The sequence below is a fragment of the Novosphingobium profundi genome, from assembly GCF_020524485.1.
In the GTDB taxonomy this organism is placed as follows: domain Bacteria; phylum Pseudomonadota; class Alphaproteobacteria; order Sphingomonadales; family Sphingomonadaceae; genus Novosphingobium; species Novosphingobium profundi_A.
The window spans coordinates 340,341-366,415 of sequence record NZ_JAIVLF010000003.1 but is presented as its reverse complement, the minus strand read 5'-3'; the positions used below and the strand labels follow the sequence as shown (position 1 = coordinate 366,415).

Sequence of the window (26,075 nt, the reverse complement as noted above, 5' to 3'; positions counted from 1 at the left end):
CGTGCAGTACAGCCGAGTGAATGTAAATAGGGACGACGTCGCTGCGTTCCTGAAAATGGTTGCGCAGGCCATCGGTTCCGATCGCGTCCATACGGGCGAGGACGACCGGCAGGCCTACAGCGATCAGATGGGCTTCGATCTTGCGCGCCATGAGCCTTCGGGCGCGGTGGCGCCGCGCTCGGTCGAGGAACTGCGCGAGGTGGTGCTGGCCGCCAACGCGCACAAGGTCCCGCTCTGGCCGATCTCGCGCGGCAAGAACTTCGGCTATGGCGGGGCCGCGCCGGTCCAGGCGGGCGCCGTGGTGGTGGACCTTTCCGGGCTTAGGCGCATTCACGAGATCGACGCGAAGCGCGGCGTCTGCGTGGTCGAGCCGGGGGTGGGCTTCTACGATCTCTACGATGAACTCGCCAGGCGCGGGCATCCGCTCTGGCTCTCGGTCCCGGGCAATGCCTGGGGAAGCGTAGCGGGCAATGCGCTCGAACGCGGCAAGGGGCCGCAGCCTTACGGCGATCACGGCGCGCAGATCTGCGGTCTGGAGGTAATGCTCCCCGACGGATCGCTGGTGCGCACGGGAACCGGCGCGATGGAAGGCTCGGCGACCTGGCACCTTTCGCGCGACACGTACGGCCCGGCTTGGGACCAGATGTTCTGCCAGTCGAACTTCGGGATCGTGACGCGCCTTGGCCTGTGGCTCATGCCCGCGCCCGAGGCGACACTGTCCGTGGACTATGCGCTGCCCGACGCCAGCGATCTCGCACGCGGAGTCGATGCGCTCTACCCGCTGCGTCAGCGCGGCCTGATCGATCACGACCCGGCCTGGGTGAGTTACGTGGGCATTGCCTCGTTCGTGGGGCCTCGCGCGCAGTGGTACGAGGGCGAGGGCCTTCTGCCCGAGGACGTGGGCGCAGGCATCCGCAGCCAGCTGGGCATCGGCTGGTGGAATTCGCAGCTCAATTTCTATGGTCCCGAAAAGGTGATCCGGGCCAAGTTCGAGGTCGTTGCCGATGCGCTTGCGGCGCAGCTTGGGCAGCGGCCCGAGCCCCGTATGTGGCGCCAGGGCGACGACTTCGGCGCGAGCCATGCCGGCATTCCCTCCACTCGCGACATGGCCATGATCGACTGGTATGGTGGGCGCGGCGGGCACCTGGGTTTCTCGCCGATCCTGCCCGCGGACGGTGCGCGCGCGCAGGCGCAGTTCGAAAGCACGCGAGCCCGCTTCGAGGCGGCGGGGATCGACTATTACGGTGCCTTCTCGGTAGGCGCGCGGGCGATTATCAACATCAACGAGATCCTCTACGACCGCGACAACGCGCAGATGGCGCGCGCCGTGCCCCAGCTGATGGACACGCTGATCGCGGACGCGGCGAAAGAGGGGTATGGCGAGTACCGCACCCATATCGATGCCATGGACACGGTGGCGGCCACGCAGAACTACGGCGCGGACGCCTCCGGGATGGGTGCGATGGGACGCCTCAACGGCGTTCTCAAGGATGCGCTTGATCCCCATGGCATTCTGGCGCCGGGCAAGCAGGGGATCTGGCCCGCGCGCTACCGGGGCTGAGTGCTGCGAGCCTCGGCGCGGGGCACCATCGCGGCAACCGTCTCGACCGCGTTCCAGTGGCCGGCAACGGGGGCGTCTCCGGGGTAGATCTCCAGTTCGATCTGCGGGGCAAGGCCGGTTTCCTCGTAGACCGTGCCATCGGGCGCGGCGAAGGTCTCGTTCGCGAGTTCGAGGAGCCAGCCGTTGGGAAGCGGCTTGGCAAGAGGTGTGGAGAACGCGCCGCGCGTGCGGGTGCCGACCTGCGTGACGCGCGGGTTCTGGCGAAAGGCGAGCGTGGCGAGCTCGCCGCCGCTCACTGTCACATCGCTCGTCATCACGTAGACGGGACCTGCAAAACGTGTACCCGTGGCGGGCGTGATGGTGTGGGGGAACGGGGCAAGCCCTGATCCGCGGGCGCGTGTGGTGAAGCCAGTCTGCGCCGTGTCGAGAAAGCGGGCAGGCAGGGCCTTTGCGATCTGGTCCCATCCGCCCCGGTTGTTGGAAAGATCGACGATAACCCCATCGAGCCCGGCAAAGTTGGCCATGGCTTGATCGAGTGCATCGTTGAACGCGGCCATTTCCGCCTCGGCCCACTGCGGCGTCGCAAAGTCGCTGCGCTCGGTGAAGCCGCCCATGACGAAGACCTGCAGATAACCCACGCGCCCGTCGATCACGCCCCATACGATGCGCCCGCCTCCGGCCGTGTGCGCGCTCTCCCCCAGCTTTGCCGTGGTCTGCTCGATGAGCGTGCCGAGCCAGGCGGGTTCGCCACCCTCGCGGGCACGGATGCGCGGGAGAGTCTCGCCCTGGCCGTCCTGCACGCGGCGGCGCTGCCCGTCGACTTCGCCCAGGAGCTTGGTGTGGCTGTCCGAAAGCCCCTCCATGAAGGCGGCGAGCGCGTCCCAAAGCTGGGCCTCGTCCATGCCAGGCTGCATCTTCGTACGCAGCGCCGCGCGGCGCGCCGCAAACCCGGGAGGGTGCCTATCGAAAAAGGCGTAGTGGCGTTCGAAATGGTCGAGAAAGGCCGTGGCTACGGCGCCGGGCGTGCGATCTGTCGGCGCGCTGCAGGCTGCGGGCAAGGCGGGGAGGCGGTCGAAGACGACGTTGGTGTCCCCCTCCAGCAGCTGGAAGATCGCCGCCTTGCTGCCGGAAAGCGCGCGGAAATAGCGGTAGCGCGCGCTGTCCATCTCGCTTTGCGCATTGCTGGCCGCTGGCGGGCGATAGCAGGTCGCGCCCTCCTGATAGCGGGTGACGCCAGCCGCGTCGATCTTGAGCACCCAGCCATAGCCGCGCGAGCGCCAGATACCGCGCACGGCCGGATCGGTGGAGCCGTCGCCGCGCACGATGCTCTGCACAGGACCTGCCGCCTCCCACGGGCGCGCCGCTTCGGATTGCGCCGCGTGGGCTTGGGCGGACAGGGGCGCGCTGAGGCAGGTGGCGGCGAGGAGCGCCGCAGCAGGAACACGGATCATGGGCGCCATGCTAGCGCGCGACTTGCCGGGCTCAAGCGTGCGCTCGATGGAGGGCCGACCGGGATCGACGGGGGCTCACTCCATCAGCGCGCAAGAGACGCCCGTGAACTGGCCATCCGTCACGTGGTAATGGATGTACTGGCGAAGTTCCTGGACCTCGCCCTTGCGGATCGGGAAGAACTGCTCGAGCCCCTGTGCGGCGAGCGCTTCTGCAGTCAGGTCCTTGCGCGCCTCGATGCGGATCACCCCTTCAAGGGCAACGAGTTCGTCGCTGGCGGCGAAGCGTTCGATGGTCAGCGTTTCCTCCACGTGGTCGTGCAGGAAGCCATAGAAATCACGGAACGCCTCGCGCGTGGCGAGGTCGACGCCGAAGAAGGTCAGGTGTGCGCCGGGCGCGTAGAAGTCATAGACGGCATCGTAGTCGCGCGCGTTGAAGGCCGCGGCATAACGGTCGTAGTCCTCGCGGGTCATCGGGCAGGTCCTCTCTCGTCGAAATGGCGTGTCGCTCCGCCTTGCGCATATTGATAACGAGCGTTACGGTTGCGCGCAACGACTGCCCCGATGCAGCGAAGGGAGAGAGAGCTTGAACCAGACGACAGAGCCCGAGACGCGCGTCTATACCGCACAGGAACAGGCGAACATCGACCACGTACGCACGATGATCCGCGAGGTACTCGACGCGCTCGATCCCGATGCGGTCGACCGGTTCATCGTGCCCGACTACATTCAGCACAATCAGATGGTGGGGCAGGGCACCGAACCGCTCAAGCAGTTCCTGCGCGAGGCCAAGGTCCATTCGCCCGAGCCGTGCCATGACATCAAGCGCATCTTTGCCGATGGCGATCACGTCATCGCGCATTACCATCTGCGCCGCTGGCCGGGTGATACGGGCTACGCGATCATGGATATCTTCCGGCTCGAGAACACGATGGTGGTCGAGCACTGGGACGTGATGATGGAAGTCCCCAGTGAGAGCCCCAACCCGATCGGACCGTTCTGAGATGGCGCGCGCGGATCGCTTCACCGGCAAGCGGGTGGTTGTCCTGGGTGGTAACAGCGGCATCGGGCTGGCCTGCGCACAGGGGTTTGCCGAGGAAGGTGCAGGCGTGCGCCTCACCGGCCGGGACCCGCAGACCATCGCCAGCGCCGTCGCCTCGATCCCCGGGGCAAAAGGCAACTCGGTCGATATCTCCGATCTGGCCGCGATGGACGCCTTTTACGAGACCGTGGCGGCCGAGGAGGGCGGGATCGACGTCCTCATGGTCAACGCCGGGATGGGCGGATTTTCGCTGATCGAGGACATGACGAGCGAATACTGGGACCAGGTCCACGCGATCAACCTGAGGGGCTGTGTCTTTGCCATGCAGAAGGCAGTGCGGCTGATGGGCGAAGGGGGCGCGATTGTCGTCACCGGCTCGATCGGCGGCCATGCCTTCGTGCCCGGCAACGCGGCCTATGGCGCGGCCAAGGCAGGCCTTGCGCTCGCCATGCGCCAATTCGCGGGCGAGTATGTCGCGCGCGGGATCCGGGTCAACATGGTGAGCCCGGGCCCCATCGAGACGCCGCTCCTCTACCGCAATCCCGGCATGGACGAGGCGGCGGTCGAGGCGATGCGCGAGCAGATGATCGCGGCCGTGCCGATGAAGCGCATGGGCGCGGCAAAGGAAGTGGCCGATGCGGTGCTCTTCCTCGCCTCCAACGAGGCAAGTTTCGTGACTGCCGCGAACCTGATGGTCGATGGCGGCGCGCTGGAAATCGGATAAGGATGGCATGACCCACAACGACACCACGCCCTTTGCCGGGCCTTTCTCGACGCTCGACAACCCGCGCCTCGAATTCGCGATGGAAGTGCGCCTGACCTTTCCGCGCGTGCAGATGATCGCCAACACCCCGATGGGGGGCAACCGCAGCGCGGTCTATGTCGATGGCGGGACCTTTGAGGGGCCTCACCTGAAGGGCAAGGCGGTGCCGGGATCGGGCGGTGACTATGCGACCTTCCGCCCCGACGACGTCGCCGTGTTCGACGCGCGCTACATGCTGGAGGAGGACGATGGGACGCTGATCCTGCTCAACAACCGGGGCTTCCTGTGGGGGCGCAAGCCCGGCACGATGGAGCGCCTGCGCGACTGGGCCTTCAAGGGGGGGGAGCCGGTTGAGCAGCAGGAATATTATCTGCGCGGCAACCCCAGTTTCGAATGCCCGGTGGGTAAGCACGACTGGCTGACCAAGCACGTCTTCATCGGCGTGGGCGAGCGGCGCGCGGATGGCAACTTGCTGCGCTACTACGCGTTGATCTGAGGCGCGTGATGGCCGAAGCTGAGACGCTCCAGCAGCGCAACGCGCGCATTGTCCTAGAGATGTGGCAGGGCGTGATCCGCGAGGGGAGCCGCGAGGCCGTGCTGCGCTATATCCACCCGGACTACGTCCAGCATGCGGTGAACCTGCCCTCGGGGCGCGAGCAACTGCTGCACCTCACCGACCTTATCCGCAATCCGCCCGAGGGCTTCGTGCCGCCGGCCACCAAGCACCTGGTGCGCACGGTGGCGCAGGACGACACGGTCGTGGTGATCTGGCACCAGGACCAGCCCGATCCGGGGCGTCCCGGGGAAACCTACCCCGGGCACGCGTTCGACATGTACCGGCTGGAAGATGGCCTCATCGTCGAGCACTGGGACGACACCCGTAAGTGGGCGCGCTCCTGGGCCGAGGAACAGCCGGGAGAGCCCACATGAGCACGGCCACGCAGCTGGTTCCCGGTGCCACCGTGCCCGAGGGAAAGACCCCGCCGATGGTGGCGGCCGACCATGCGCAGTTGCTTGCCAGTGCGGACCCTGTCCTCGCGGCGAACAAGCGGCTTTGCTATGACATGTACCGTATCGTGCTGCAGGGCGGCCATGCCGAGCGCGCGCACGAATTCATTGCCGAGGGCTATATCCAACATAATCCCAACGTCGTCAGTGGGCGCGAGGCGCTGGAAAGCTTCATTCGCGGCTCCCGCCCGGCGCGCGAGGTCCGGCCCACCATCGAACTGCCGCTGGTCTCCATCGTGGCGGAGCGGGACATGGTGACGATGGCCTTCGTGCGCACCGAAACGGGCGAGGACGGAGAGACCTACCACACCAGCTGGTTCGACCTGTTTCGTATCGAGGATGGCCGGATAGCCGAGCACTGGGATCCGGCCATCAAGAGCGCGGCGATGCTCAGGACCGATCCCAACTCGCAGCGTCTGGACTAGACGCGCGCGGCGTGCGGCGCTCCTTCGAGCGGTAGAGGTCGGCATCGGCCCGGCGGAAGAGCTCGCTCGGCGAGGATGGCTCGCAAGGCCGGGGCATGGCGAGACCGAACGAGGCGCGGATCGAGAGGGGCGTTCCTTCCCAGTCGAACGGTGTGGCGAGCGACTGCAGGGCGGCGTTCAGGCGCTGCTGCAACTGGTCCTCGTCCTGATCCTGGGCAAGCACCATGGCGAACTCGTCGCCCCCGATGCGGGCGAGCAGCAGGGCTTCGGGAAAGGCGCTGCGCAAGTGCGCACCGAAGCGGGCAAGGCAGGCATCCCCTGCGATGTGGCCGAAGGCGTCGTTGACGGCCTTGAAGTGGTCGAAGTCGAACAGCACCAGCGCGCCAGCCGAGATCATCTCGCGCGAAGCCGGCGAGGAAGGCGCGTGGGGCGCATGGAGAAAGGCGGCGTGGAACAGCGCGCGGTTGCCCAGCCCCGAGACCGGATCGGTGAAGGCGAGTTCCTCCAGCTTGCGCAGGTGTCGGCGCTCGTGGGTTATGTCCTGCTTGGTGCCGTGCAGCCGAAGGGCCTGGCCGTTACGCGATTCGACATGGGCATGGATGCGCAGCCAGCGCTCCTCGCCGTCGGCGGTATGAATCTGCGCCTCCAGAGAGAAGGCCCCGAGCACTTCGATGGCCTGCGCGCGCCGCGCCTCGAGGAGACGGCGCGATTCGGGGGCATACATGTCGAGCACCACGCGCCGGTCGACCTGCTCGCCGGGGGCGAACCCGAAAAGTTCGAAGGTCGCTTCGTTCCAGCGCAGGCTCTGATCGCCCAGATCGCACGAAAAGGCTCCGATCGCCACGGGCGTGCCGCCACTCTGCGCGTCGGCCTCGGACGTGTACGAATCCCTGGGGGTGATCGCCTCGAAGACGGCCCGCGAGATGGAAAAGGGAGGGACAGCCTGAGCCAATGGGAGGTCGGATACCGTAGGAGTGGTGGAGGCGCGTTAAGTATCCTGAAATACTTAAGAACGGGCTAAGATCGTGGCTTTGCGAAGTGTCTAGATCAGCCCTATAAGCGCCTCGCGTTAACTAGAAAAGGGGGCTGTCATGGTCGCGACGCAGCGGTGGGCATGGCGACGCCCGATAGTGCGGCAAAGCGCGTGAGGACGGCGTCCTGGACCTTCGTGTCCTGTGTCTTGGGATCGGGCTCGCGGCGCTCCATGTGGTGCCAGTAGCCCCCGCTCGCGCCAGCTTCGTCTTTCGAGCAGGTCGCAAGCCAGCACTGGGTGAGGTGGGCCTCGTCGAGGGGATCGCTGGCCGATTCGCCGCCCATGCGGGTCGGCACCCAACCCGGATCGACAGTGTGGCACGGGGTGTCGGGAAGGTGGCGGGCAAGTCCATTGGCCATGGCGGTCAGCAGCATCTTGCTCTCGCCATAGGCGCTTGCGCCCGACCAGCGGCGTTCGCGCCAGTCCATGTCGTCGAGCGCTTCCTCATGGCCATGGTGCATCGAGCTGCCGGTGAAGATCAGGCGCGCAGGGCGCTCAGCGAGCAGACTGAGCATGTAAGGGGCAATCGCGTTCACCATGAGGACGCGCAGAATGCCCTCACGAGTCACCTCGCGCGTCGTGTCGATGATCCCGGCGTTGTGAATGATCGCGTCGACAGGGCCCGTTTCGTTGAGCGCTCGGGCAAGGGCGCGAACCTCCTCGAGGCTGGCAAGATCGCCGGTCAGGACCGTATTGACGTTGGCCAGCGCGCCAAAGGCGTTGATGCGCTCTTTCGAGCGGGCGTGGAGGATGACATCGTGTCCGTTGCCGATCAGCGTCTGGATGGCGTTGCGCCCGATCCCCTGCGTTGATCCGGTGACGAAAATGCGGGCCATGTCGCGCTCCTTTCCCGCTCCTTCGGGGTGGTCGTGACGGCCCTGCCGTGCGGGAAAAACAAAGCCGCGCCAGGCCCCTGGATGGAGCCTGCCGCGGCGGGATGTGGTCATGAAGCGCCCGCCCTGCAAGGCACAGGCGCGGGGCGCCCGTCTCGGCTCAGGGGCGTTCCGGCTCCCAGACCGCGCCCTTGATGTGGTGGATGAGGCCGGCCGCGTTGACCTTGTAGAGGATCAGGAATTCGACCTCGACCCGCGCGCCTTTCGGCACGAGTGACATGCCGGAAAATCCACGCGCCTCCAGCACCTCCTGGGAGAGGTCCTTCAGCCCCTCGAACGTGATGATCACATGGCCGACGAAGCCCTCGGTCCCGGGATAGAACCCGCGAAAGTCCACGGTTTCGCGGCAGTATTCGTGGAAGAAGGCGTAGAATTCGCGGAACGCGGGCTTGCCGCGCACCGCGAAGCCTGCGTTCTCCAGCACGAAGTCGTCGGTGAAGAAGGTCTCCAACGCGGCGTAATCGCGCGCGTTGAAGGCCTTAATGTAGCGAAGGTAGTCTGCTTCGCACAGCGGCATCGGCGCGGCAGACGCGCTCACAGCTGCGAGGGCATGCCGTCGAGCAGCATCGTCTTGCTCTCGAGGAAGGAGTAGAGCCCTTCCACGCCGCCCTCACGGCCGATGCCCGACTGCTTGAAACCGCCGAAAGGCAGGCCGAATTCGAGACGCATGCCGTTCTGGCCGAAACCGCCCGCACGCACCTTGCGCCCGATGCGGTAGGCCGCTTCGTGGTCGTTGGTCAGGACCGAGCCGTTGAGGCCGAAGGCGCTTTCATTGGCGATGCGGATCGCGTCCTCTTCGTCCTCGGCCGGGATGAGGCTGAGGACCGGGCCGAAGATCTCTTCCTGGGCGATGCGGCTGGTGTTGTCGACGTTGGCAAAGAGGGTGGGCTCCAGGAAGTAGCCCTTGTTCATCGTGGTCGGCCGGTTGCCGCCGGTGACGAGATCCGCGCCTTCCTGCTTGCCGATGGCGATGTAGTCCTCGACGCGTTCGAGCTGGCGCTTCATGGCAAGGGGGCCAAGCTGCGTGTCAGGCGCGGTGCTGGCCCCGATCTTCACGCCCTGCATGACCTTGGCAATGGCCTCGGCCAGTTCGTCGTGGCGCGACTTGGTGACGATCGCGCGGCTCAGCATGGCGCAGACCTGCCCGCTCATCACGGTGATCGTGTTGCCCAGGATCGCGGCGGCGGCCTCGATCGGGAAGTCGTCGCGCACGATGGCGGCCGACTTGCCGCCCAGTTCCAGCGTGCAGCGCGCGACGCGGCCCGCGCAGACCTCGCCGATGCGCTTGCCCGCGATGGTGGAACCTGTGAAGCTGACCTTGTCGATGCCGGGGTTGTTGACGAGGTGATCGGAGGCATCGCGCCCGCCGCACACCAGGTTGACGACGCCCGCCGGGATGCCGGCCGCTTCCGCCGCCTCGGCCATGATATAGGCTTCGAGCGGGGTCTCGGGCGAGGGCTTCATGATGACCGTGCAGCCGGCAACCAGCGCGTAGGCGACCTTGCTGGAGAGAATGCCGTAAGGTGCGTTCCAGGGCGCGATGCAGGCGGCAACGCCGACCGGCTCGTAGGCGACGAGCGCGGTGTCGACCATCTGGCTGGGGCGGCGCACGACGAACTCGAAATCCTTGCCGAGCGAGGCAATGAACTTGATTGTCGCGGTCGCGCCGCCGTGCATCTGCGGGGCAAAGCTGGACAGGCCGCCGACCTGAGCGGTCCAGCAGGCGCACAGTTCCGCTTCGCGCTTTTCCAGTTCCTCGGCCCAGCGCAGGACGGCGGCCCCGCGTTCGGCCGGGCTCATCTGCGGCCAGGGGCCGGTGTCAAAAGCCTCGCGCGCCGCGGCAACGGCCTTGTCCATGTCGGCACTTGTCGCGTCGGCGACCACGCCGATCACCTCCTCGCTGTTGGGCGAGACGAGTTCGAAGCGTTGGGTGCCGGTTGATTCGATCCAGCTGCCACCGATGTAGAGTTTCTCGGGGTTGCGGATATCCACGCCTTCAGGGGTCATTGCAGGTGTCCTCTTCCATTTGCGCACGGCTTGCGATCCGGCAATGATGCCGGAGGGTGCGCGTCTCTTGCCAAAACGATAACGAACGTTACGATGAGGCGCAACGCCCAAAACGCGTTTTGGGGAAGCCGATCTGGTTTCTCCGGGCGCGGGAAGAGGGCTCGGGAGAGGAGAGAGGCTGCATGGATCAGGATCCGGCAATTGCCCAGTTGCGGGCCGAAGTGGCGCAGCTGCGCGAAGAAGCACGCGCGGCGCGTGACTGGACCGAGATCGCCAACCTCCAGGCGATGTACGGATACTATGTCGACAAGGGGCTGTGGGACAAGGCGGCGGACCTGTTCGCCCGCGAGGGCACGCTCGAGATTGCAGGGCGCGGCGTCTATGTCGGGCGGGAGCGGGTGCGCGCCTATCTCCATGCCCTGCCGCCTTACGAGCGCGGCGCGCTGTTCAACCACATGCAGCTCCAGCCCGTGATCCATGTCGAGGGAGATACGGCGAAGGCGCGCTGGCGCACTTTCATCCAGATCGCCTGGCTGGGCGGGGTCGCGCGTTGGGGGGAGGCGACGTACGAGAACAGCTATGTGCGCGAGGACGGGACCTGGTGCATCGCCTCGCTCCATGGCTTCATCACCTTCTACTGCGAGTACGACAGGGGCCTGAACGAGGGGGGCATTCCGCTTCTGCGCAAGATCGACGGGCTCAAACCGGACCTTCCCCCCACGGTCGAATACGAGGCGTTTCCCGAGGTCTTCGTGCCGCCCTTCCATTACGGTGAACAGGCGGCGGAGCAGGGGGCGTGAGGGCGCTGTCGACAGGGCTTGATCGCGCCGCGCTCTACGCTGTGCTCGACCGCTATCTCGCGGCCCTTGACGCGCGCGACCCGGCGCAGGTGGCTTGGGCGGGGACTGGCGCGGGTGATGTCTTCCACACCGAGAACAACGTCGCGCTGGTTCCGGGCGATGGCTTGTGGGCGACGATCACCGGCCGGGGGACCTACGACTTTCGCTTCTGCGATCCCGAGACCGGGCAGATCGGCCTGTTTACGACGGTGATCGAGAGCGGCGACGAATCGGCCGCCGCGCTGCGCCTTGGCGTGAGTGCCGGGGGCGAGGTCTGCGGGGCCGAACTGATCGTCGTGCGTCAGCGCGATGAGGCCCTGCATTTCCCCGATCCCAGGTTTGAGCCCAAGTCGGTCATGGAGGCATTCGTGCCCGAGGCGGAGCGGATGAGCCGCGAACGGCTGCTGACACTGGCGAACGGCTATTTCGCGACGCTGGAGCAGAACGACGGGCAGCTCTTCACCGCCTTTCACCCCGATTGCCAGCGGGTCGAGAACGGCACGCAGACGACCAACAACCCCGCCTTCATGCTGCCCATCGCCAAGCTTGGCTGTGAGGCGCAGTTTCGCCTCGGCTGGTACCGCTACGATGATCGCCTGCGCGCGCGCCGCTTCCCGCTTGTCGACGTGGAACGCGGGCTGGTCATGGCGCATGGCTTCATCGACCATCGCGGCGTGCTGGAGCGCTATACCCTGACTGACGGGACCGAGGTGGAATCGCATATCCGCCGCCCGCACACGTTCTATCTTTCGGAAGTCTTCAAGATCGAGGCCGGAGCGATCCGGCAGGTCGAGGCGAACTTCATCACCGTGCCCTACCACATGCCCTCGCCCTGGGACTCGCAGGGGCAGAGGCGGTGAGCGCGGCCGTCCTGACTGGCGATGCCCCCGCGCTTTCCACGCGTTCGCGCTGGACTTCACTGATCCTGTGCGGGGCGGTCATGCTGCTCGACGGCTATGACCTCACTGCAATGCCGCTGGCCGTCCCGCATCTGGTCCAGGCCTATGGCCATGCGCCCGAAACCTTCGGTCTTGCGCTTTCCGCCGTCTTGCTGGGCTTGGGGCTTGGCGCGGTGGGGCTCGCGCCACTGGGCGATCGCTTCGGACGGCGGCGTGTGATCCTCATCGCGATGCCGGTGCTGGCCCTGGCGACCTTCGGCACGGCTGCGGGGCAGAGTGTCGAGGCGTTTACCGCCTGGCGGCTCCTGACTGGACTTGCGCTCGGCGCGTGCCTGCCCAATGTCACCGCGCTCAGCGCCGAGCTGGCGCTGCCCGGACGGCGGGCGAGCACGATGACGATTGTCTCGATGGCGATACCGCTTGGCGCGGCCGGATCGGGACTGGTGGTCTCACCGCTCGTCGCCGCCTTTGGGTGGCAGGCGATCTTCATCCTTCCGGGACTGGTGACTTTGCTGCTGCTGGGGCTGCTCTGGATGGCCTTGTCCGAATCCCCTGCGGTCGCAGGCGACGTCGAGGAGGGGAAAGGATCAGGAGCGCCACTGGTGCAACTGCTGCACCGGCCCATCTTCTATGTCACCGCGCTCATCTGCGTGCTCTATGGCGTCAACGCCGCCGCGCTCTATTACATCAATTCCTGGGTGCCCACGGTCCTGCCGGACGCCGGTTTCACGCTGGAGACGGCGGCCCATGCGGTCTCGCTCCTGCAATTTGGAGGCATGGTCATCGGGCTTCTGCTCGCCCGCATGCTTGACGGGGGGCGGGTGACGGTGGTGTTGGCGACAAGCTACGGGGCGATTGCGCTGGCGTTGCTGGGCTTCGGTCTCGTGCCGCCCACGCGCCTTGGCTGGGGTATCCTGCTGCTGATTGCGGGCGGCGGCATCTCGGGCGTGCACGTCGCGATCCTGGCGGTCGCTTCGGGCCTCGTCCCGCCGCGATTGCTCTCCAGCCTGATTGGCCTTGCCGTGGCGGTGGCCCGGATTGGCGCCATTGGCGGCCCCTTGCTGGGCGCTGCGGTCATCGAGGGCAATGTCGGGGCTGCGTTGTTCTTCGCCTTTGCCGCGCTTCCCGTGGCCTTGTGCCTGGGGCTTACGATGCTGCTGCCCGTTGTGCGACGGGCCGCGCGTCCGGCCGCTCAGTCGAGTGAGAGCGAGAAGTCCCTCTCTCCGCGCCAGGCGGTGAGCATCGGTCGGTAATAGGCCCGGTAGGGCCACAGCAGGACCGTGTTGAAGAAGATCGTCAGCGCGCCGAAGACGACTTCGACGACGCCCCATTCCAGCGCGAAGTTCCAGTAGGCGATGACCACGGTCAGGGGCACGGCTGCGGCCGCGACGAGCGGCATCATGCGGTCGGCGAGGACGAAGACGGCAATCGCGATCTCGGCCACCTTGATCCAGGCGAAGAGCCCGGAATGGATGAGCGCCAGCGTGAACTCCTGGCCGAGCGGCGTGTTGCCGAGCGGCTGGAGTTCGAAGGGGGTGAAATACTCCACCCCCGAGAACAGGTACCACAATCCGAAGATCCAGCGGCTGGCGTGATAGAGCGCGCGCATCGTCTCGTCCTCTCTTCTCTTCTGTGAAGCGTGCCGGAAAGGTCCGCGCTCAGAACGAGCGACGGACCGAGAGGAACCATTCGCGCGGACGGCCGACCGATCCGGTGTTCACGCCATAGTTCTGCACGTTCTCGCTGACGCCGGTGTAGTAGAACTTGTCGAACAGGTTGGTGATGCCGGTGCTGACCTGCCAGGTCTCGTCGTCCGATGCGTAAGTCAGGCGCAGGTTGAAGAGGCTGCGCGAGCCGATCAGGTTGTCCGGGTTGTTGACCGAGTTGAAGTAGAAGGAGGACTGGTAGGTCCAGTCGACGCGCGGGGTGAGCGTGCCGATGCCATCGCCCAGCTCCGCCCTGTACTGCATGCCGGCGCTCAGCTGCCAGCTCGGGTTGAAGGGGGCGACCATGTCCTCCTCGACAAAAGTCGTGGGATCGACGCGGGTGTAGTCGAAGTTGAGGTAGCCCATCGCGCCATCGATGGTGAGATTGTCGATGGGTTCCGCAAAGAGCTCGGCCTCCAGGCCCCAGACGTCCGCATCGCCCGCATTGGCCGGCTGCGAGCAGGTCGGGCTCACGCTCTCCGGGCAGAAGTAGCGGTTGATCTGGAGATCCTTGTAGCGGTTGAAGAAGAACGTGCCGTTGAAGCGGATGCGGTTGTTCCACAGGTCCGACTTGAAGCCGGCCTCGTAGGTGGTCAGCGTCTCGGGATCGAAAGGCACGATCTGGTCAGGCGTGTAGGGGCGCGGGTTGATGCCGCCGCCCTTGTAGCCGGTTGCGATCTGCGCATAGACCATCAGCTCGGGCATGAAGCGGTAGTTGACGCCCAGGCGGTAGTCGGTGCGCGTGCCCTCGAATAGGCCCACTTCCCCATCCAGCCCTGCGACCAGGAAGTTGGTCGTCAGCGGAATGCCCGAGGGCAGGGTGCCGTCCGGATTGCGCCGGGTGAACTGGTAGGTCTTCTTGTCGTCGGTGTAGCGGATGCCCGCGATCACATTGAGGTCGGGCGTCAGGTGGAATTCGGAGTGCGCGAAGGCCGAAACCGAGCGGTTCGTGATCGGATCGTCCTGCACGAAGTCGAACATCGCGGTCGGGATGAGCGAGCGTCCGGCGATGTTGTCGTCGGCATCGTAGTAATAACCGCCCACAGTGAAGTCGATGAGCGTGCCGACCTGCCCGGAGAGGCGCAGTTCCTGAGTGAACTGGGCGTGGTTGTAGTCGAACTCCTGGACCAGCACCGAGAGGGGCGAGCCGTCAAGATCGATGCCCGAGGTGCCGCTTGCCTCACGGTAGGCGGTGATCGACTTGACGGCGAGGAAGTCGGTCAGCTCGAAGTCGACCGTACCGGCCACGCCCCAGCTCTTGGCAGTGCTTTGCGGGCTGGTGTCGAAGGTGCCGGGCGCGACCTGCAGCGGCGTGCCGAAGATCGTCGTGTAATTGCCGCCCGAGGCGTAGTTGGCGTAGCTGGAATAGGACTTGGGCCCGGTCAGGAAGCGGCTGTCGAAAGGCACGCCGCCCATGGGATCGGCTGCGTCGTAGGAGCGGGTGTCGTTGCTGTTCGCATAGATCAGTTTGGTGGCGACCTGCTCGGACTTGTTCATCGCATAGTCGCCGATGAGGTTGATCTCGAGGCTCGAGCCGGCAGGGGCATAGCGCAGCGCGAGGCGTCCGCCCTGTACGTCGACACCGCCCTCGGTGCCGGTCTGGCAGTCTCCGCCGCCCACAGTCTGGGCAATGCCGGAATCGGGGTTGAGGCAGCCGTAATCGTAGAGCTTGAAGAAGCCGTCGGTGTGCTTCGAAACGCCCGAAATGCGCGCGTAGAGCCCATCGGCAATGGTGAAGCCGGCGCTTGCGCGCAAGTCGATGCGGCCGTAGCTGCCCGTGGTAGCCTCGACGAAGCCGTCGCTGACCTCGTCGGGCTTGCGGCTGAACAGCTTGATTGAGCCGCCGATCGAGTTCTTGCCCGAGAGCGTGCCCTGCGGCCCGCGCAGGACTTCGACGCGGTCAAGGTCGTTGAGGTCGAGGATCGCGCCGAAAGTGGTGCCGTAATAGACATCGTCGATGTAGATGCCCACGCCCGGTTCGAGCGCGAAGCTGGAATCGTTCTGACCGATGCCGCGGATATAGGCCTGGACCGCGCTGCCGTTGAGGCCGGTCGCTTCGGACAGGTTCACGTTGGGCGCGATGGCGGTGAGGTCGGTGACGCTGTCGACGCTCTTGGCGGCCAGTTGGTCGCCGCTCGTCGCGGTGATGGCGATGGGGGTGTCCTGCAGGCGCTGTTCGCGAAACTGCGCGGTCACGATGATCTCCGGAGCGTGGACTTCGCCTGTGTCCTGCGCGCCGTCCTGCGCATGGGCGTTGCCAAGGCCCAGAGTCAGGCCGGTGGCCAGGGCGATCACGGCGCTGGCCGTGCGACGACAGGTGAATGGGGCTCGTGCCATGAAATTTCCTCTCCCTCGACCGCGGGGGCCGGGCAGGCGGAATGGAGGACGCTGGCTGTCCTTTCTCATCCCTCGTGGCGGCGCGAAAAGCCCTTTCGGGCGTTCCTTGCGGCCACCTGTCTCCCTGCCCCAACGGTCCTTCGTTGGTGACTTCGTCATTGCGCAAAATGGCAGTCCTGACCCGGGCAGCAACGCCCCTGTCAGCCGGACTACCAGCTTGGGTAAATTAGTAACGATCGTTATTAAGGTGTCAATCGATTTCGTCGTCCGAAAGGAGCCTCCTCTCTCCTTCCGGACGGCGTTCCCGCAGCGCGCCTCAGCGCGGGCGCATCAGGCGGCGGCGGCCTGTGCCTTGCGGGCCTTGGCCTTGTCGAGCTGGTCGCGCGAAACCCACCAGCCGTGGACCTGGGCGCGCATGGGCAGGGGCATCGGCACGCGGGCGATGGGCCCCTTGGCCACGGCGTCGGCCTCGACCACCCAGAGCTCGGAATCGAAGCTGTTCTCCCCGGTCTGGCGGTCGACCACCATCAGCAGCCAGCCGTCCTTGTCCGGATCGGAGGAGGGCACATGGACCGGCTCGTTGATGGCCATGCCCGGTTCGAGCGGCATCGCCTCGATGCGCCCGTTGCCCGGCTCGATCTGAACCAGCATGTTGAACGAGACTCCGACCGGACCGCCGGGGACGGGCGGGCCCCCTTCGGGGTTGATGGTGAGGTACCAGCCCTTGCGGTGCATGCGGCCCTGGCTGGCGTCGGGAATGCGCGGCATGTCGCCCGGAGGGCCGATGACGCGCGATTCAAATTCCTCGCCGGGCTTGGACATATCGAAGGTCCAGCGGGTCATGCCGCCCTGGATGCTCTGCTGCGCGCGTTCGACGCCGCCCGCCTCGCGCATGAAGCCAAAGGCGCAGGTGTCGGACAGGCACACGTCGAGATGGACCAGGTCGCCATCGTCATAGGCGTTGAGGAAGTGGAAGGCCGAGACGCCCTTGGGCCCCTTGAACCAGCGCATGTCCTCGACCTTGCCATAGCGCGGCATGATCCCGACCCAGGATTCCAGATCCTGCTGGTGCGCCCAGTGCGCGCCGCCCGCCTTCAGGCGGTCGAGATCGGCGGTGGTCGGGAAGATCGGGAAGACGGCGTACTTCTCGGTGATCGTGAAGTCGTGGATGGTCGAGCAGTAGGGCTGCTTGAACCACTGCTCCGAGATCAAGTTGCCGTCCTTGTCGGCAATGCCATAGGCTACGTCGAGGCTGGCAAGGCCGCCGGCTTCATAGCCGAAGAAGAACATCTCGCCCGTCTCGGGATCGATGCGCGGGTGGGCGGTGAAGGTCTCGGACTTGAGCGCACCATAGTAATCGAAGCGGCCGATGGTCTCGAGCGTCTCGGGATCGACCTCGTAGCCAAGCCCGTCCTCCTTGGTCATCAGCAGGCGTCCGCCGTGCCAGACAGGCGTCGTGTTGGCGACGGTGCGGTCCTTGCCCGCAACGCTGGGATCGTCGGTGTAGGGGTTACGGTAGCGCCCGAAGAGCGCGGTGCGCGCTTCCTTCTCGAGCAGGTAGCGCTCGGTCTCGACGTACTTGATTGCGTAGTCGACGGTGCCGCCGCGAATGTCGAACTTGGCGACCATGCCGTCGGCCGAAAGCGCGACTTCGTCCTCGAACATGGGAGCCATGGCCGGGTCGGGCACGGCGCGGAAGAAGGCGCCATCGATCTCCTCGGGGATGGTGCCGATGACATCGAGGTTGCGGGCCGACCACTCGACCCCGATGGGGGTGTTGGTGCCGGTGAAATGAATGGTTTGCGGGAACTGTGTCACAGTGACGTCCTCTCCAGAATGTATCCAGAACCTGTTTTGGGTGGTGTCTCCCCGGGGACCCCGGTTTGTTGTGTCACGCGTTCCATCAGCGGTTCGCGCGCAGGGCCTTGAGTACGTGGTCCGAGCCCTTGTCGCCGACCATGATCGCGGTCGCGTTGGTGTTGCCAGCAGGCAGGCTCGGGAAGATCGAAGCGTCGGCGACCCACAGGCCCGGAACGCCGTGGACGGCCAGATCGGGATCGACCACTGCCATCAGGTCCTCGGCCGGGCCCATCTTCGCAGTGCCGACCGGATGATAGAGCGGGATCGAGGCAAGCTTGACGTATTCGCGCAGGGCCTCGGGGGCATCGAGCGCGGCGCCCGGGCGGACCTCGCCGGTGATCTGGGCGGCCATGGGGGCGGCCTCCATGATCTTGCGCGCAATGGCGATGCCCTCGACGATCTGTTCGATGTCGTCCTCGCTGCCCAGTTGCTGGTGCGTGATCACCGGCGGCGCCAGCGGATCGGCGGAGCGCAGGGTGATGCGCCCGCGTGCCGAGGGGCGCATGAGACCGATCAGCGTGGAAACAGCGGCGTCCTTGCGCAGCATGAGGCGGCCCTGCTCGTCGAAATCGAAGGCGAAGGCGGCAAACGAGATCTGCAGGTTGGGCGCAGGCAGGCCCGGACGTCCGTGGACGAAGGCCTGGGCATGGCCGATCCCGGTGGTGAGGGCGCCCGTGCGCAAGGCGGCGAACTTGAGCAGTTGCAGCGCGCCGCGAAGCCCTTGCGCATCGGTGTTGAGCGTGGTGCCCGAGACGGTGTTGACGAGGTGCGTACCGACATGGTCCTGCAGGTTGCGCCCGACGCCGGGCAGGTCGCGCACGAGGGGGATGCCCATGTCCTGCAGATGCTCGGCCGGGCCAATCCCTGAGAGCATGAGCAGGCGGGGCGTGTTCATCGAACCGGCGCTCAGCACCACTCCGCGCGTGCTGCGCCAGGTGCGTTCCTCGCCGCCTTGCCGCACGACCACGCCGCAGGCACGCCCGTCCTCGACGAGGATGCGCAGGACCTGGCATTCCAGCTCCACCTTGAGCCGTCCGTCGTAGTCGCGCCCCTCCAGATAGCCGCGTGCGGTCGAACAGCGCAGGCCGCCGCGCTGCGAAACCTGGACATAGTCGACGCCTTCGGCGCTCTTGCCGTTGAGATCGTCCGAACGCGGGATCCCGGCAGCTTCGGCCGCCGCGATCCAGTCGTCGGTGATGGCGTAGCGCGAGCGGACCTCGGAGACCCCGATAGGGCCGCCCGTCCCGCGCCAGGCGTCAGGGCCGCGCTCGTTGTCCTCCATCCGGCGGAAGTAGGGGAGCACGCTCTGGTAGTCCCAGCCTGATGCGCCGAGGTCAGACCAGTGGTCGTAGTCCCACTTGTGCCCGCGGATGAACATCATGCCGTTGAGCGAACTGCCCCCACCCAGGAGCTTGCCCGCGGGCCACACATCGGCGCGGCCGCCGAGCGAGGGGTCAGGCTCGACCTTGTAGCACCAGTCGTAGTCCGGGTTCTGGACGACCGAGCTGGTAAGGGCGGGGACGCGCGATTTCAGCGTCTTGTCGGAGCGTCCGGCCTCGACGAGGAGCACGCGGGTGCCGCCTTCGGCGAGCCGTCCGGCCATCGCCGCGCCGGCCGAACCGCCGCCGATGACGATGATGTCAGGGGTATCCATGGCCTGTCTCTCCTTCGTCAGTAGCTGGACAGGATGGTGAGGCTGGGCGCGTCGAGCGGCTTGCCCGCGGCCTTCAGCTTGAGTTCGCGTTCGCGCACCTTGGCCTGCTCGTCGATCAGCCAGGCGTGGATCGCGTGGGCGTCCTCCTTGCTGATGAGATCGTCCCAGCGCGGCATGCCCATCGGCAGGAACGCGCCTTCCAGCACGATCTGGTCGAAGGCCTCGTGGATCTCGGGCTGCATGCGGCGCAGGTCCGGAACGCCCGAGATGATCTGGTTCGAGTGGCAGATCGCGCAGTTGCCGAAGAACACCGCCTGGCCGCGCGCGATGGTCGCCGGGGTTACGCCGGGCAACTGTGCGGGCGGTTCGGGAGCGACTTGCGGAGCGGGAAGCGGATCGGGCTTGGGTACTTCGCCGCCGTCGATCTTGAAGACGAGCAGGCGGTTGGCGTTGCCGTACGTGTAAGGCGCGGAATAGCGCGGGACGAATCCCCAGCCCCCGCCGCCAAAGCCCGCCTGGACCGCGACATACTGCACCCCATCGACGCGGTAGGTCATGGGCGCGGCCATGATCGCGGTGCCGGTGTCGATCTCGGTCAGGATGCTGCCGGTCTCGGCGTCGCGGGCGATGAAGCGCCCGTCGATGCTGCCGTGAAAGACGATGCCGGTCTTCGTCGCCATGACACCGGGACGGTCCTGCCAACCTTCCGTGTCGACGGCCCATTTCGCCTTGCCGGTCATCGGGTCGATGGCGCGGATCTGCGAGGAATAGGGCTTGTCCTTGACCCACTGCCATTCGGGCAGGGCCTTGACCATGTCCTGCAGCGGCGGGGGCAGGGTGGCGATCGACTTGTCGAGATCGGCGGTGAAGAGCAGCGCGGTCTGGATATTGAGCGCCTTCTTGCGGTGCGGATCGGCCGGGTCGAGCGGGGGCGTGGTGAACATGAGATTGCCCATGTCGAGCACCGAGGCGAAGTAGAGCTCGCGGTCCGGGTCATAAGCGGGCGGGTACCAGTTGCGCGCACCGGGCGAGGCAGGGAAGATGATCTTCGGCCCCTTCCAGTAGTAGGCGCTGTCGGGCTTTTCCTTGGGGCGCCCGGTCTCCATGTCGTAGCCGTCGGCCCAGCTGGTGCGCACGATGGCGTTGATCGCGATGGGTTTTCCGGTCTCGCGGTCGAGCACGAACATGTAGCCGTTCTTGGGCGCGTGGATGAGCACGGGGCGCATCTCACCCTCGACCTCCATGTCGGCAAAGACGATGGGCTGGGTCGAGGTGAAGTCCCAGGCGTCGCCAGGCGTTTCCTGGTAATGCCACTTCACGCGGCCCGTCCTGGCATCGAGCGCGACAAGCGAGGCGACGAAGAGGTTGTCACCCCCGCCCGGCGAGCGGCGCTCCAGGTTGTAGGGCCCTGCGTTGCCGACGCCGATGATGACCGTGCCGAAGCGTTCGTCGTAGTTGATCGCGTCCCACACGGTGCCGCCGCCGCCAATGTCCCAGCGGCTTTCGGGCGACCAGGTCTTGACCGCCTCTTCCAGCTCCGGGTTTTCCTGGGGGCCTTGTGCGGGATCGTGGGGTACGGTGTAGAAGCGCCAGGCCTGCTCGCCGGTGGCGACGTCGTAGGCGGTCACATAGCCACGCGCGTCGTATTCCGCGCCCGCATTGCCGATGAGAACGAGGTTCCCGGCCACTTCGGGCGCGCCGGTGATGGTGTAGCCGCGCGAATGGTCGGTGATCGTGTCGGCCTTCCAGGCGACCTTGCCGGTCTTGGCGTCGAGCGCGTAGAGCCAGCCATCGAGCGCGGCGACCATGACCTTGCCGTTCGCGACGGCAACGCCGCGGTTGCCCTGGTCGCAGCACGCGCCGCGGTTGGCCTGCATGTCGACCTCGGGCTCGAAGGTCCACAACTCCTCGCCGGTCGCGGCGTTGAGCGCATACGTCCGCCCCAGGTTACCCGAGGTGTACATCACCCCGTCGAGGACGACCGGAGTTGCCTCCTGTACGCGCGAGGAGCCCAGGTCATAGCTCCAGGCAAGGCCCAGGCGCCCGATATTGCCGGGGTTGATGTCGGTAAGGCCCGAGAAATGTGCGGCGTTCGCGCCGCCCTTGGGGGTGGTCCAGTCATCGCCCATCGCGGCGTTGTCGGACGATCCCGTCGTGCCGGAGCAGGCGCTCAGCAGCAGCGCGGCGGCGGCGGTCAGGCTTGCGGAAAAGAGCTTCATTTCGGCCAGCTTTCGCAGTGCTGCAACATGATTTCGCGCAAGGAGCGGGGGGGCTTTCCGGTCAGCTTCTCGACGTGGTCGGTCGCAAGGTCGAAGAAGCCCTCGCGGATCGACTGGCCGAAAGTTACCATGTCGTCGCTCGACCAGGGGATCGGCCCGTCGGGCACGATGTCCGAGGCGTGGCGCGGCACGCCCAGCGAATCGAAGTAGGCGAACATGGCCTCGTCATCGACATGTTCCACCTCGATCGGCTTGCCCGCGATTTCGCTTGCCATCGCAAGCGCTTCGGGGATCGAGATGAGCTCGGGGCCGGTGAGGGTGTAGGCGGTGTTCGCGTGCCCGTCCTGGGTGAGTACGCCAACCGCCGAAGCCACGCAGTCGTCGCGGCTGACGAAGGCGACCTTGCCGTCTGCGCAGTTGTCGGGCTTGTGTCCTGTCATCAGGGCCGGGATGACCATGGCGCCCGCGATGGCTTCGGAATACTGGCTGTCGCGAAGGTGTGTCCAGGCCGCGCCCGAGGCTTCGATGATCTCCTCGGTCGCGCGGTGGTCGAGCTTGACGATGGCCGGGTTGTCGGGCGCATCGGCGGCGATGAGCGAGGTGTAGACGATATGGTTCACGCCTGCAGCCACAGCCGCCTCGACCGCATTGCGGTGCTGGCCAACGCGGGTGCCGACGCGCGCGGTGCTGATAAGCAGCATGCGCTCCCCGCCCTCCATCGCGGCGGGCAGGCTTGCGGGATCGTCGAAGTCGGCTGCGCGTACGTGCGCGCCAGCCTCGGAAAAGTGCTTCAACTTGTCCGGGGTCCGTGTCAGGAACACGAGGTCGTCCGCGGCGCATTTCTCCAGAAGAAGCTGCGCTGCGCTGTGGCCGAAGGCGCCCGATGCGCCGGTGACAATGATCTTGCCCAAGGGTCCTCTCTCTTCCCGATTTCGCTCCGAGTCAGCCCGGAGTTCTTGTGGAAGAAAGTAACGAGTGTTACGGTTGCGTCAAGGCACCTCGTACCGGCCTGCAAACGCGATGCGGGCGGCGAGGGCGAACATGGGAGAGACATACCTTGCCGAAATTGCCGATCGAAGACCGTCTTGCGCTGCAGGATCTGATTGCGGACTACAGCTGGGCGCTGGACACGGGCGACGTGGAGGCGCTTGTCGCCTGCTTTACACCCACTGCACGTATGGTCGAGGAGGTGTTCGAAGACCCGGATATCTGGGAAGGCCACGAGGGCATTCGCGGTATTGCCGAACATTACCGCAACGCGCCGGGCTTTCCGGGACGCCAGCACCACGTCACGCAGACCCAGTTCCGCCCGCAGGACGATGGCAGCGTCAAGATGCGCAGCTTTGCCTTCGTGACCGAGTGCGAGGACGAGCCGCCCTACCTCCTGCGCTTCACCGGCTGGTATGACGATCACGCGGTGCGCTGCGAGGACGGGAACTGGCGCTTCCACCGCCGCACTGTACGCCTTTGGGACGGTGAAGTTCTCAGCAAGTTTCCCGGACGCGGCCAGTGGGTGCCGCGCAAGCGGCCGGAATCGCTCATCATTCGTAAGTGACGAAGAAATTGAGGAATCAAGGGGCCATCGCCCCTTGGACCCCAGATTCGGCGACCTTTGGTCGTGCCGCCAGCGTGGCGCACGGGACGTGAGGTCGCCGGTTCGGGGAGCCCGAGGGCGATGGCCCTCGGAATATCTTCTTGTATCTTCTGAAATAAAAAAAAGCCCTTCCGGAGCCGCCGTTCCGGAAGGGCTTTTTTGTGGGCAAGATCACCCCTTTCGACGTAGCACCCAGCTGAAGCTGGTCGGCGCATCCGCTCCCTGTATCTCCAGGGCGTCCGTTAGCGGCGCGGCCCCCAGAGCCAGTTCGGCGAAGGCGCGCGGCCAGTTGGGGCCACTCGCGCGGGCGAGGGCCGCGAAGGCTTCGGCGCCACTCCGGCAGCGGCTCTCATGGATACATCCGGCGCGCTGGGCAATCTGGACAAGTTCCTCGTAGCCGGCCTCGCGCGCGACCTCTGTAAAGAGCAGGCGGTCGCTTGCCCGGCTAACTCCGAACACGACCTGGGGACGGCGTGCAAAGAGCGCCTGGGCTTGGCGTACGGGGTCTCCGGCGAGGGCTTGCGAGGTCTGGCCAAGCTGGGCGGCGCGGGCGGCAAAGCGCCGCGCGTCGGGAAGTGTCGCGTCATGCAAGAGGGCGGTGGGCGCGGTGGCTGCGCTTGCTCCGGAGGCGAGAAGCGTGGAGCCAAGGGCTGCCAGCGGCACGCCCGCAGCGGTGAGGGCGAGCAGTTCGCGCCGGGCCAGCGTCGTCATCGTGCCGCTCCTCCCATCGTGCCGCCCATGTCCTTGGGCGTCTTGCTCGCGAGGTAGTCAGCGATCTGCTGCAAATCGGCATCGCTCACTTCGCCGCGCGGGATCGCGGGCATGTTGCCGATGCCCATGCGCGCGGCCTGGATGACGTAGTCGGCGGGAAGGTCCTCGCGCTCTTCGAGCAGGGCCACGTCCATGCGGCGCGCAAGAAGGCCGGTACCCATCCCGTTGGGGCCGTGGCACATCACGCACTTCTCGATGAAGAGCTTTTCGCCCGGCCCCGCGTCGGGGCGCGAGGAGAGCGTAACGGGCGCGGGCATCGGCGGCGGGCCGCCTTGTGGCGCGTCCTTGGCGTCCTGGGCCGGGGCTCCGGTGCCACATGCCGCGACAGCGATGAGAACGGCCGTGCAGGCACCTGTCAGCGCCGACTTGGAAAGCGTACTCATGCGCAGGTTCCTCCCTTGGCGCCGGGCCAGATACCGCTCTTGCCGGGCGCGATGACCCCCGCGGGATCAAGCGCGTTCTTCACGCGCTCGTTGAGCTTCAGCAGGGCGTTGTCATTGAAATCGTACGTCGAGGCGACGAGGTCCATGTAGTCGAGATGGGTGCGGTACTCGCCATAACCTTGCGCCTTCGCGTCGGCGACGAGCTGGCGCAGGAAGGGATCCACCCGGCCCATCATGGCAGGATCGTCCTTGTCGAGGAGGACCGCGTTGACGTTGATGAGATGGCGCTCGCCGAAGGCGAAGCTGGCCTGGTAGTCCATGCCGTATTCGCGGTAGCGGTCATAGGTCCGCTTGAACTGCGCCATGGCGGCCGTGCCCGACTGGGGCAGCACCGGCGAGAAGCCGATATGTCCGCCGCGCCCGCCGTGCCAGTTGGCGTTCTGCATCGGAAAACTGATCGGCGTGCCGGTCCACCCTGAATTCTCCAGCGGCTCGCCGCGCTTCCATTGCGCCGGGCGCATGGAGAGCGGCTTCAGGTCGTTCATGGCCTTCTCCAGGATCGGATAGGCGGCCTTGTTCACCTCCTCGCGGCCATAGAGGCGCAGGCTCACGCCCCACCAGCCCACGCGATACTTCTTGCGGATTGCCGAGATCACCTCGTCGCTCAGCGCGCCGGGCTGGTCTGTCCATTCCGAGCGCGTGGTGAGGACGGCTGCCGCGCGCAGCCAGTTGCCGATGGTGGGCGACTGCTGGAGCAGGCCCTCACGGCGCAAGGGGGCGAGCGTGTCGATGAGAGGCCGCAGGTCCTCGGGATTGTCGAACTCGACATCCATGCCCATCAGCGATTCGGGTTCGGGCATGAGCCAAAGACCCATCTTGGTGACGACCCCGAAGTTCGACTGTACGAAGAGCTGGTCCCAAGCCGGGCCGAAGCCGTAGCGGTAGAGCTGCCAGGTAGGCGAGCCTTCGAGCGCGCCCATCCCGGTGCGCACCAGCGAACCGTCCGCCAGCGCCACTTCCATCCCGCAGATCTTGCTCGTGTTCTCGCCGTAGGGGGTATAGCCCACGCCCCGGTCGAGGGCGTTGCCGACGACCGAGCCCCACGAGTTTCCGGGTGTTGAAAGCCAATGCTTCATGCCCCGGGCCTTGAGGAAGTCGTAGAGGTCGTAGAAGCCCACACCAGGCTCGAGCAGGACGGTGCCGTTCTCCTCGTCGTACTCGATTCTCTTCATGCGGGAGAGATCGAGGATGACCGAGCCGGCGAGGACTGGCGCGCTGCCGCCGTAGCCCAGGTTCTTGCCACGGCTGATCGGCCAGAGCGGGATGCCGACCTCAGACGCGATGCGCAGCGCGGCCTGGACTTCCTCCGCGCTCCCCGGCGCGATGGCGCCTGAAGGGTGGTGGAGCGTGTCGTCCACCGCGAACTTGTCGTTGTAGGCGGCCGCATCCTCTTCACCGAAAAAGACATTGTCGGCGCCCAGCGCCGCCTGGAAGGCGGCCCGCGCCTGCCGGATGCGGGCCGGGTCGGGCCCCTGCGCACGTTTCGAAACCATCGCTCTCCACCTTGTCGCAAGCCAGGTCCTGCGCCTGGGAGGCGCAAGGGGTGGCTGCCACCTTATTAGTAACGTTCGTT

The 26,075-nt window shown here is 66.2% G+C and carries 25 protein-coding genes; 10 read left to right on the top strand and 15 right to left on the bottom strand.

All coding sequences use genetic code 11. The features are described from left to right. The first annotated feature begins 1 nt into the window (after nt 1). Nucleotides 2–1,561, top strand: a complete 1,560-nt coding sequence (locus tag LC060_RS07905) for an FAD-binding oxidoreductase (protein ID WP_226634287.1) — start codon at nt 2–4, stop codon at nt 1,559–1,561. On the opposite strand, the gene LC060_RS07900 is transcribed toward LC060_RS07905, so the two are convergent. Continuing rightward, nucleotides 1,549–3,012 carry a S41 family peptidase gene (locus LC060_RS07900; RefSeq protein WP_226634285.1) on the bottom strand — a complete coding sequence of 488 codons (1,464 nt, stop codon included), beginning with the start codon at nt 3,010–3,012 and terminating at the stop codon, nt 1,549–1,551. The two genes, LC060_RS07905 and LC060_RS07900, sit on opposite strands and share 13 nt — an antisense overlap. 75 nt (nt 3,013–3,087) lie before the next feature. Beyond that, complete coding sequence (locus LC060_RS07895; RefSeq protein ID WP_226634283.1) at nt 3,088–3,483, bottom strand: nuclear transport factor 2 family protein; 396 nt, start codon at nt 3,481–3,483, stop codon at nt 3,088–3,090. Nucleotides 3,484–3,595: 112 nt separating this feature from the next. Between LC060_RS07895 and LC060_RS07890 the strand changes: the two genes are divergently transcribed. The 5 genes from LC060_RS07890 to LC060_RS07870 are packed head-to-tail and all read left to right on the top strand — an operon-like array spanning nt 3,596 to nt 6,247. After that, nucleotides 3,596–4,012, top strand: a complete 417-nt coding sequence (locus LC060_RS07890; protein ID WP_226634281.1) for a nuclear transport factor 2 family protein — start codon at nt 3,596–3,598, stop codon at nt 4,010–4,012. Nucleotide 4,013: 1 nt separating this feature from the next. Further along, nucleotides 4,014–4,775, top strand: a complete 762-nt coding sequence (locus tag LC060_RS07885; RefSeq protein WP_226634279.1) for an SDR family NAD(P)-dependent oxidoreductase — start codon at nt 4,014–4,016, stop codon at nt 4,773–4,775. Between the two features lie 7 nt (nt 4,776–4,782). After that, on the top strand, nt 4,783–5,310 hold the full coding sequence (locus LC060_RS07880; protein ID WP_226634277.1) for a DUF3237 domain-containing protein: 528 nt from the start codon (nt 4,783–4,785) through the stop codon (nt 5,308–5,310). An 8-nt stretch (nt 5,311–5,318) separates the two neighbouring features. After that, nucleotides 5,319–5,744, top strand: coding sequence for a nuclear transport factor 2 family protein (locus LC060_RS07875; protein ID WP_226634275.1), 426 nt, complete (start codon nt 5,319–5,321; stop codon nt 5,742–5,744). Next, nucleotides 5,741–6,247: a nuclear transport factor 2 family protein gene (locus LC060_RS07870; protein WP_226634273.1), complete on the top strand. Its 507-nt coding sequence runs from the start codon at nt 5,741–5,743 to the stop codon at nt 6,245–6,247. Before LC060_RS07875 ends, LC060_RS07870 begins: the two co-directional genes overlap by 4 nt. Here LC060_RS07870 and LC060_RS07865 read toward each other — a convergent pair. The 4 genes from LC060_RS07865 to LC060_RS07850 all read right to left on the bottom strand — a co-directional run bounded on the left by LC060_RS07865 (nt 6,213) and on the right by LC060_RS07850 (nt 10,180). Continuing rightward, a complete protein-coding gene (locus LC060_RS07865) occupies nt 6,213–7,199 on the bottom strand; it encodes a GGDEF domain-containing protein (RefSeq protein ID WP_226634271.1) in 987 nt (328 codons plus the stop codon). The two genes, LC060_RS07870 and LC060_RS07865, sit on opposite strands and share 35 nt — an antisense overlap. A gap of 137 nt (nt 7,200–7,336) precedes the next feature. Further along, nucleotides 7,337–8,116, bottom strand: coding sequence for an SDR family NAD(P)-dependent oxidoreductase (locus LC060_RS07860; protein WP_226634262.1), 780 nt, complete (start codon nt 8,114–8,116; stop codon nt 7,337–7,339). Nucleotides 8,117–8,273: 157 nt separating this feature from the next. After that, nucleotides 8,274–8,711, bottom strand: a complete 438-nt coding sequence (locus tag LC060_RS07855) for a nuclear transport factor 2 family protein (protein WP_226634260.1) — start codon at nt 8,709–8,711, stop codon at nt 8,274–8,276. After that, complete coding sequence (locus tag LC060_RS07850) at nt 8,708–10,180, bottom strand: aldehyde dehydrogenase (protein ID WP_226634258.1); 1,473 nt, start codon at nt 10,178–10,180, stop codon at nt 8,708–8,710. The genes LC060_RS07855 and LC060_RS07850 overlap by 4 nt, the downstream gene beginning before the upstream one ends. Nucleotides 10,181–10,362: 182 nt before the next feature. Between LC060_RS07850 and LC060_RS07845 the strand changes: the two genes are divergently transcribed. Genes LC060_RS07845 through LC060_RS07835 form a run of 3 tightly spaced genes read left to right on the top strand, consistent with a single transcriptional unit; the run spans nt 10,363 to nt 13,171 of the window. Further along, nucleotides 10,363–10,980 carry a nuclear transport factor 2 family protein gene (locus LC060_RS07845; protein ID WP_226634256.1) on the top strand — a complete coding sequence of 206 codons (618 nt, stop codon included), beginning with the start codon at nt 10,363–10,365 and terminating at the stop codon, nt 10,978–10,980. Beyond that, nucleotides 10,977–11,879 (top strand): hypothetical protein, encoded by a 903-nt coding sequence (locus LC060_RS07840; protein ID WP_226634254.1) that lies wholly within the window; start codon nt 10,977–10,979, stop codon nt 11,877–11,879. Before LC060_RS07845 ends, LC060_RS07840 begins: the two co-directional genes overlap by 4 nt. After that, nucleotides 11,876–13,171, top strand: coding sequence for an MFS transporter (locus tag LC060_RS07835; protein ID WP_226634252.1), 1,296 nt, complete (start codon nt 11,876–11,878; stop codon nt 13,169–13,171). Before LC060_RS07840 ends, LC060_RS07835 begins: the two co-directional genes overlap by 4 nt. On the opposite strand, the gene LC060_RS07830 is transcribed toward LC060_RS07835, so the two are convergent. The 6 genes from LC060_RS07830 to LC060_RS07805 all read right to left on the bottom strand — a co-directional run bounded on the left by LC060_RS07830 (nt 13,111) and on the right by LC060_RS07805 (nt 22,605). After that, entirely contained in the window at nt 13,111–13,527 is a 417-nt protein-coding gene (locus LC060_RS07830) for a hypothetical protein (RefSeq protein ID WP_226634251.1), read from the bottom strand. The two genes, LC060_RS07835 and LC060_RS07830, sit on opposite strands and share 61 nt — an antisense overlap. 49 nt (nt 13,528–13,576) lie before the next feature. Next, nucleotides 13,577–15,961 (bottom strand): TonB-dependent receptor, encoded by a 2,385-nt coding sequence (locus LC060_RS07825; RefSeq protein WP_226634249.1) that lies wholly within the window; start codon nt 15,959–15,961, stop codon nt 13,577–13,579. Nucleotides 15,962–16,291: 330 nt separating this feature from the next. Continuing rightward, nucleotides 16,292–17,779: a carotenoid oxygenase family protein gene (locus LC060_RS07820; protein ID WP_226634247.1), complete on the bottom strand. Its 1,488-nt coding sequence runs from the start codon at nt 17,777–17,779 to the stop codon at nt 16,292–16,294. Nucleotides 17,780–17,864: 85 nt separating this feature from the next. Further along, the gene (locus LC060_RS07815) at nt 17,865–19,475 is read right to left on the bottom strand and encodes a GMC family oxidoreductase (RefSeq protein WP_226634246.1); all 1,611 of its coding nucleotides are present in this window, start codon (nt 19,473–19,475) and stop codon (nt 17,865–17,867) included. A gap of 17 nt (nt 19,476–19,492) precedes the next feature. Continuing rightward, on the bottom strand, nt 19,493–21,694 hold the full coding sequence (locus LC060_RS07810) for a PQQ-dependent dehydrogenase, methanol/ethanol family (RefSeq protein ID WP_226634244.1): 2,202 nt from the start codon (nt 21,692–21,694) through the stop codon (nt 19,493–19,495). Next, nucleotides 21,691–22,605 carry an NAD(P)H-binding protein gene (locus LC060_RS07805; RefSeq protein WP_226634242.1) on the bottom strand — a complete coding sequence of 305 codons (915 nt, stop codon included), beginning with the start codon at nt 22,603–22,605 and terminating at the stop codon, nt 21,691–21,693. The genes LC060_RS07810 and LC060_RS07805 overlap by 4 nt, the downstream gene beginning before the upstream one ends. Nucleotides 22,606–22,751: 146 nt before the next feature. Here LC060_RS07805 and LC060_RS07800 point away from each other — a divergent pair, with 146 nt between their 5' ends. Further along, a complete protein-coding gene (locus LC060_RS07800) occupies nt 22,752–23,249 on the top strand; it encodes a nuclear transport factor 2 family protein (RefSeq protein WP_226634240.1) in 498 nt (165 codons plus the stop codon). 210 nt (nt 23,250–23,459) lie between these two features. Here the strand turns inward: LC060_RS07800 and LC060_RS07795 are convergent, their stop codons facing one another. The 3 genes from LC060_RS07795 to LC060_RS07785 are packed head-to-tail and all read right to left on the bottom strand — an operon-like array spanning nt 23,460 to nt 25,995. After that, nucleotides 23,460–23,999 carry a hypothetical protein gene (locus tag LC060_RS07795; RefSeq protein ID WP_226634238.1) on the bottom strand — a complete coding sequence of 180 codons (540 nt, stop codon included), beginning with the start codon at nt 23,997–23,999 and terminating at the stop codon, nt 23,460–23,462. Further along, nucleotides 23,996–24,442, bottom strand: coding sequence for a c-type cytochrome (locus LC060_RS07790; protein ID WP_226634236.1), 447 nt, complete (start codon nt 24,440–24,442; stop codon nt 23,996–23,998). The genes LC060_RS07795 and LC060_RS07790 overlap by 4 nt, the downstream gene beginning before the upstream one ends. Beyond that, nucleotides 24,439–25,995, bottom strand: a complete 1,557-nt coding sequence (locus LC060_RS07785; protein WP_226634234.1) for an FAD-binding oxidoreductase — start codon at nt 25,993–25,995, stop codon at nt 24,439–24,441. The genes LC060_RS07790 and LC060_RS07785 overlap by 4 nt, the downstream gene beginning before the upstream one ends. Between the last annotated feature and the right edge of the window lie 80 nt (nt 25,996–26,075).

Coding starts and splice junctions, on each gene's coding strand:
- LC060_RS07900 (WP_226634285.1), bottom strand. CDS start 3,012: ATGATCCGTGTTCCTGCTGCGGCGCTCCTCGCCGCCACCTGCCTCAGC.
- LC060_RS07895 (WP_226634283.1), bottom strand. CDS start 3,483: ATGACCCGCGAGGACTACGACCGTTATGCCGCGGCCTTCAACGCGCGC.
- LC060_RS07885 (WP_226634279.1), top strand. CDS start 4,014: ATGGCGCGCGCGGATCGCTTCACCGGCAAGCGGGTGGTTGTCCTGGGT.
- LC060_RS07880 (WP_226634277.1), top strand. CDS start 4,783: ATGACCCACAACGACACCACGCCCTTTGCCGGGCCTTTCTCGACGCTC.
- LC060_RS07875 (WP_226634275.1), top strand. CDS start 5,319: ATGGCCGAAGCTGAGACGCTCCAGCAGCGCAACGCGCGCATTGTCCTA.
- LC060_RS07870 (WP_226634273.1), top strand. CDS start 5,741: ATGAGCACGGCCACGCAGCTGGTTCCCGGTGCCACCGTGCCCGAGGGA.
- LC060_RS07860 (WP_226634262.1), bottom strand. CDS start 8,116: ATGGCCCGCATTTTCGTCACCGGATCAACGCAGGGGATCGGGCGCAAC.
- LC060_RS07850 (WP_226634258.1), bottom strand. CDS start 10,180: ATGACCCCTGAAGGCGTGGATATCCGCAACCCCGAGAAACTCTACATC.
- LC060_RS07845 (WP_226634256.1), top strand. CDS start 10,363: ATGGATCAGGATCCGGCAATTGCCCAGTTGCGGGCCGAAGTGGCGCAG.
- LC060_RS07830 (WP_226634251.1), bottom strand. CDS start 13,527: ATGCGCGCGCTCTATCACGCCAGCCGCTGGATCTTCGGATTGTGGTAC.
- LC060_RS07825 (WP_226634249.1), bottom strand. CDS start 15,961: ATGGCACGAGCCCCATTCACCTGTCGTCGCACGGCCAGCGCCGTGATC.
- LC060_RS07815 (WP_226634246.1), bottom strand. CDS start 19,475: ATGGATACCCCTGACATCATCGTCATCGGCGGCGGTTCGGCCGGCGCG.
- LC060_RS07810 (WP_226634244.1), bottom strand. CDS start 21,694: ATGAAGCTCTTTTCCGCAAGCCTGACCGCCGCCGCCGCGCTGCTGCTG.
- LC060_RS07795 (WP_226634238.1), bottom strand. CDS start 23,999: ATGACGACGCTGGCCCGGCGCGAACTGCTCGCCCTCACCGCTGCGGGC.
- LC060_RS07790 (WP_226634236.1), bottom strand. CDS start 24,442: ATGAGTACGCTTTCCAAGTCGGCGCTGACAGGTGCCTGCACGGCCGTT.
- LC060_RS07785 (WP_226634234.1), bottom strand. CDS start 25,995: ATGGTTTCGAAACGTGCGCAGGGGCCCGACCCGGCCCGCATCCGGCAG.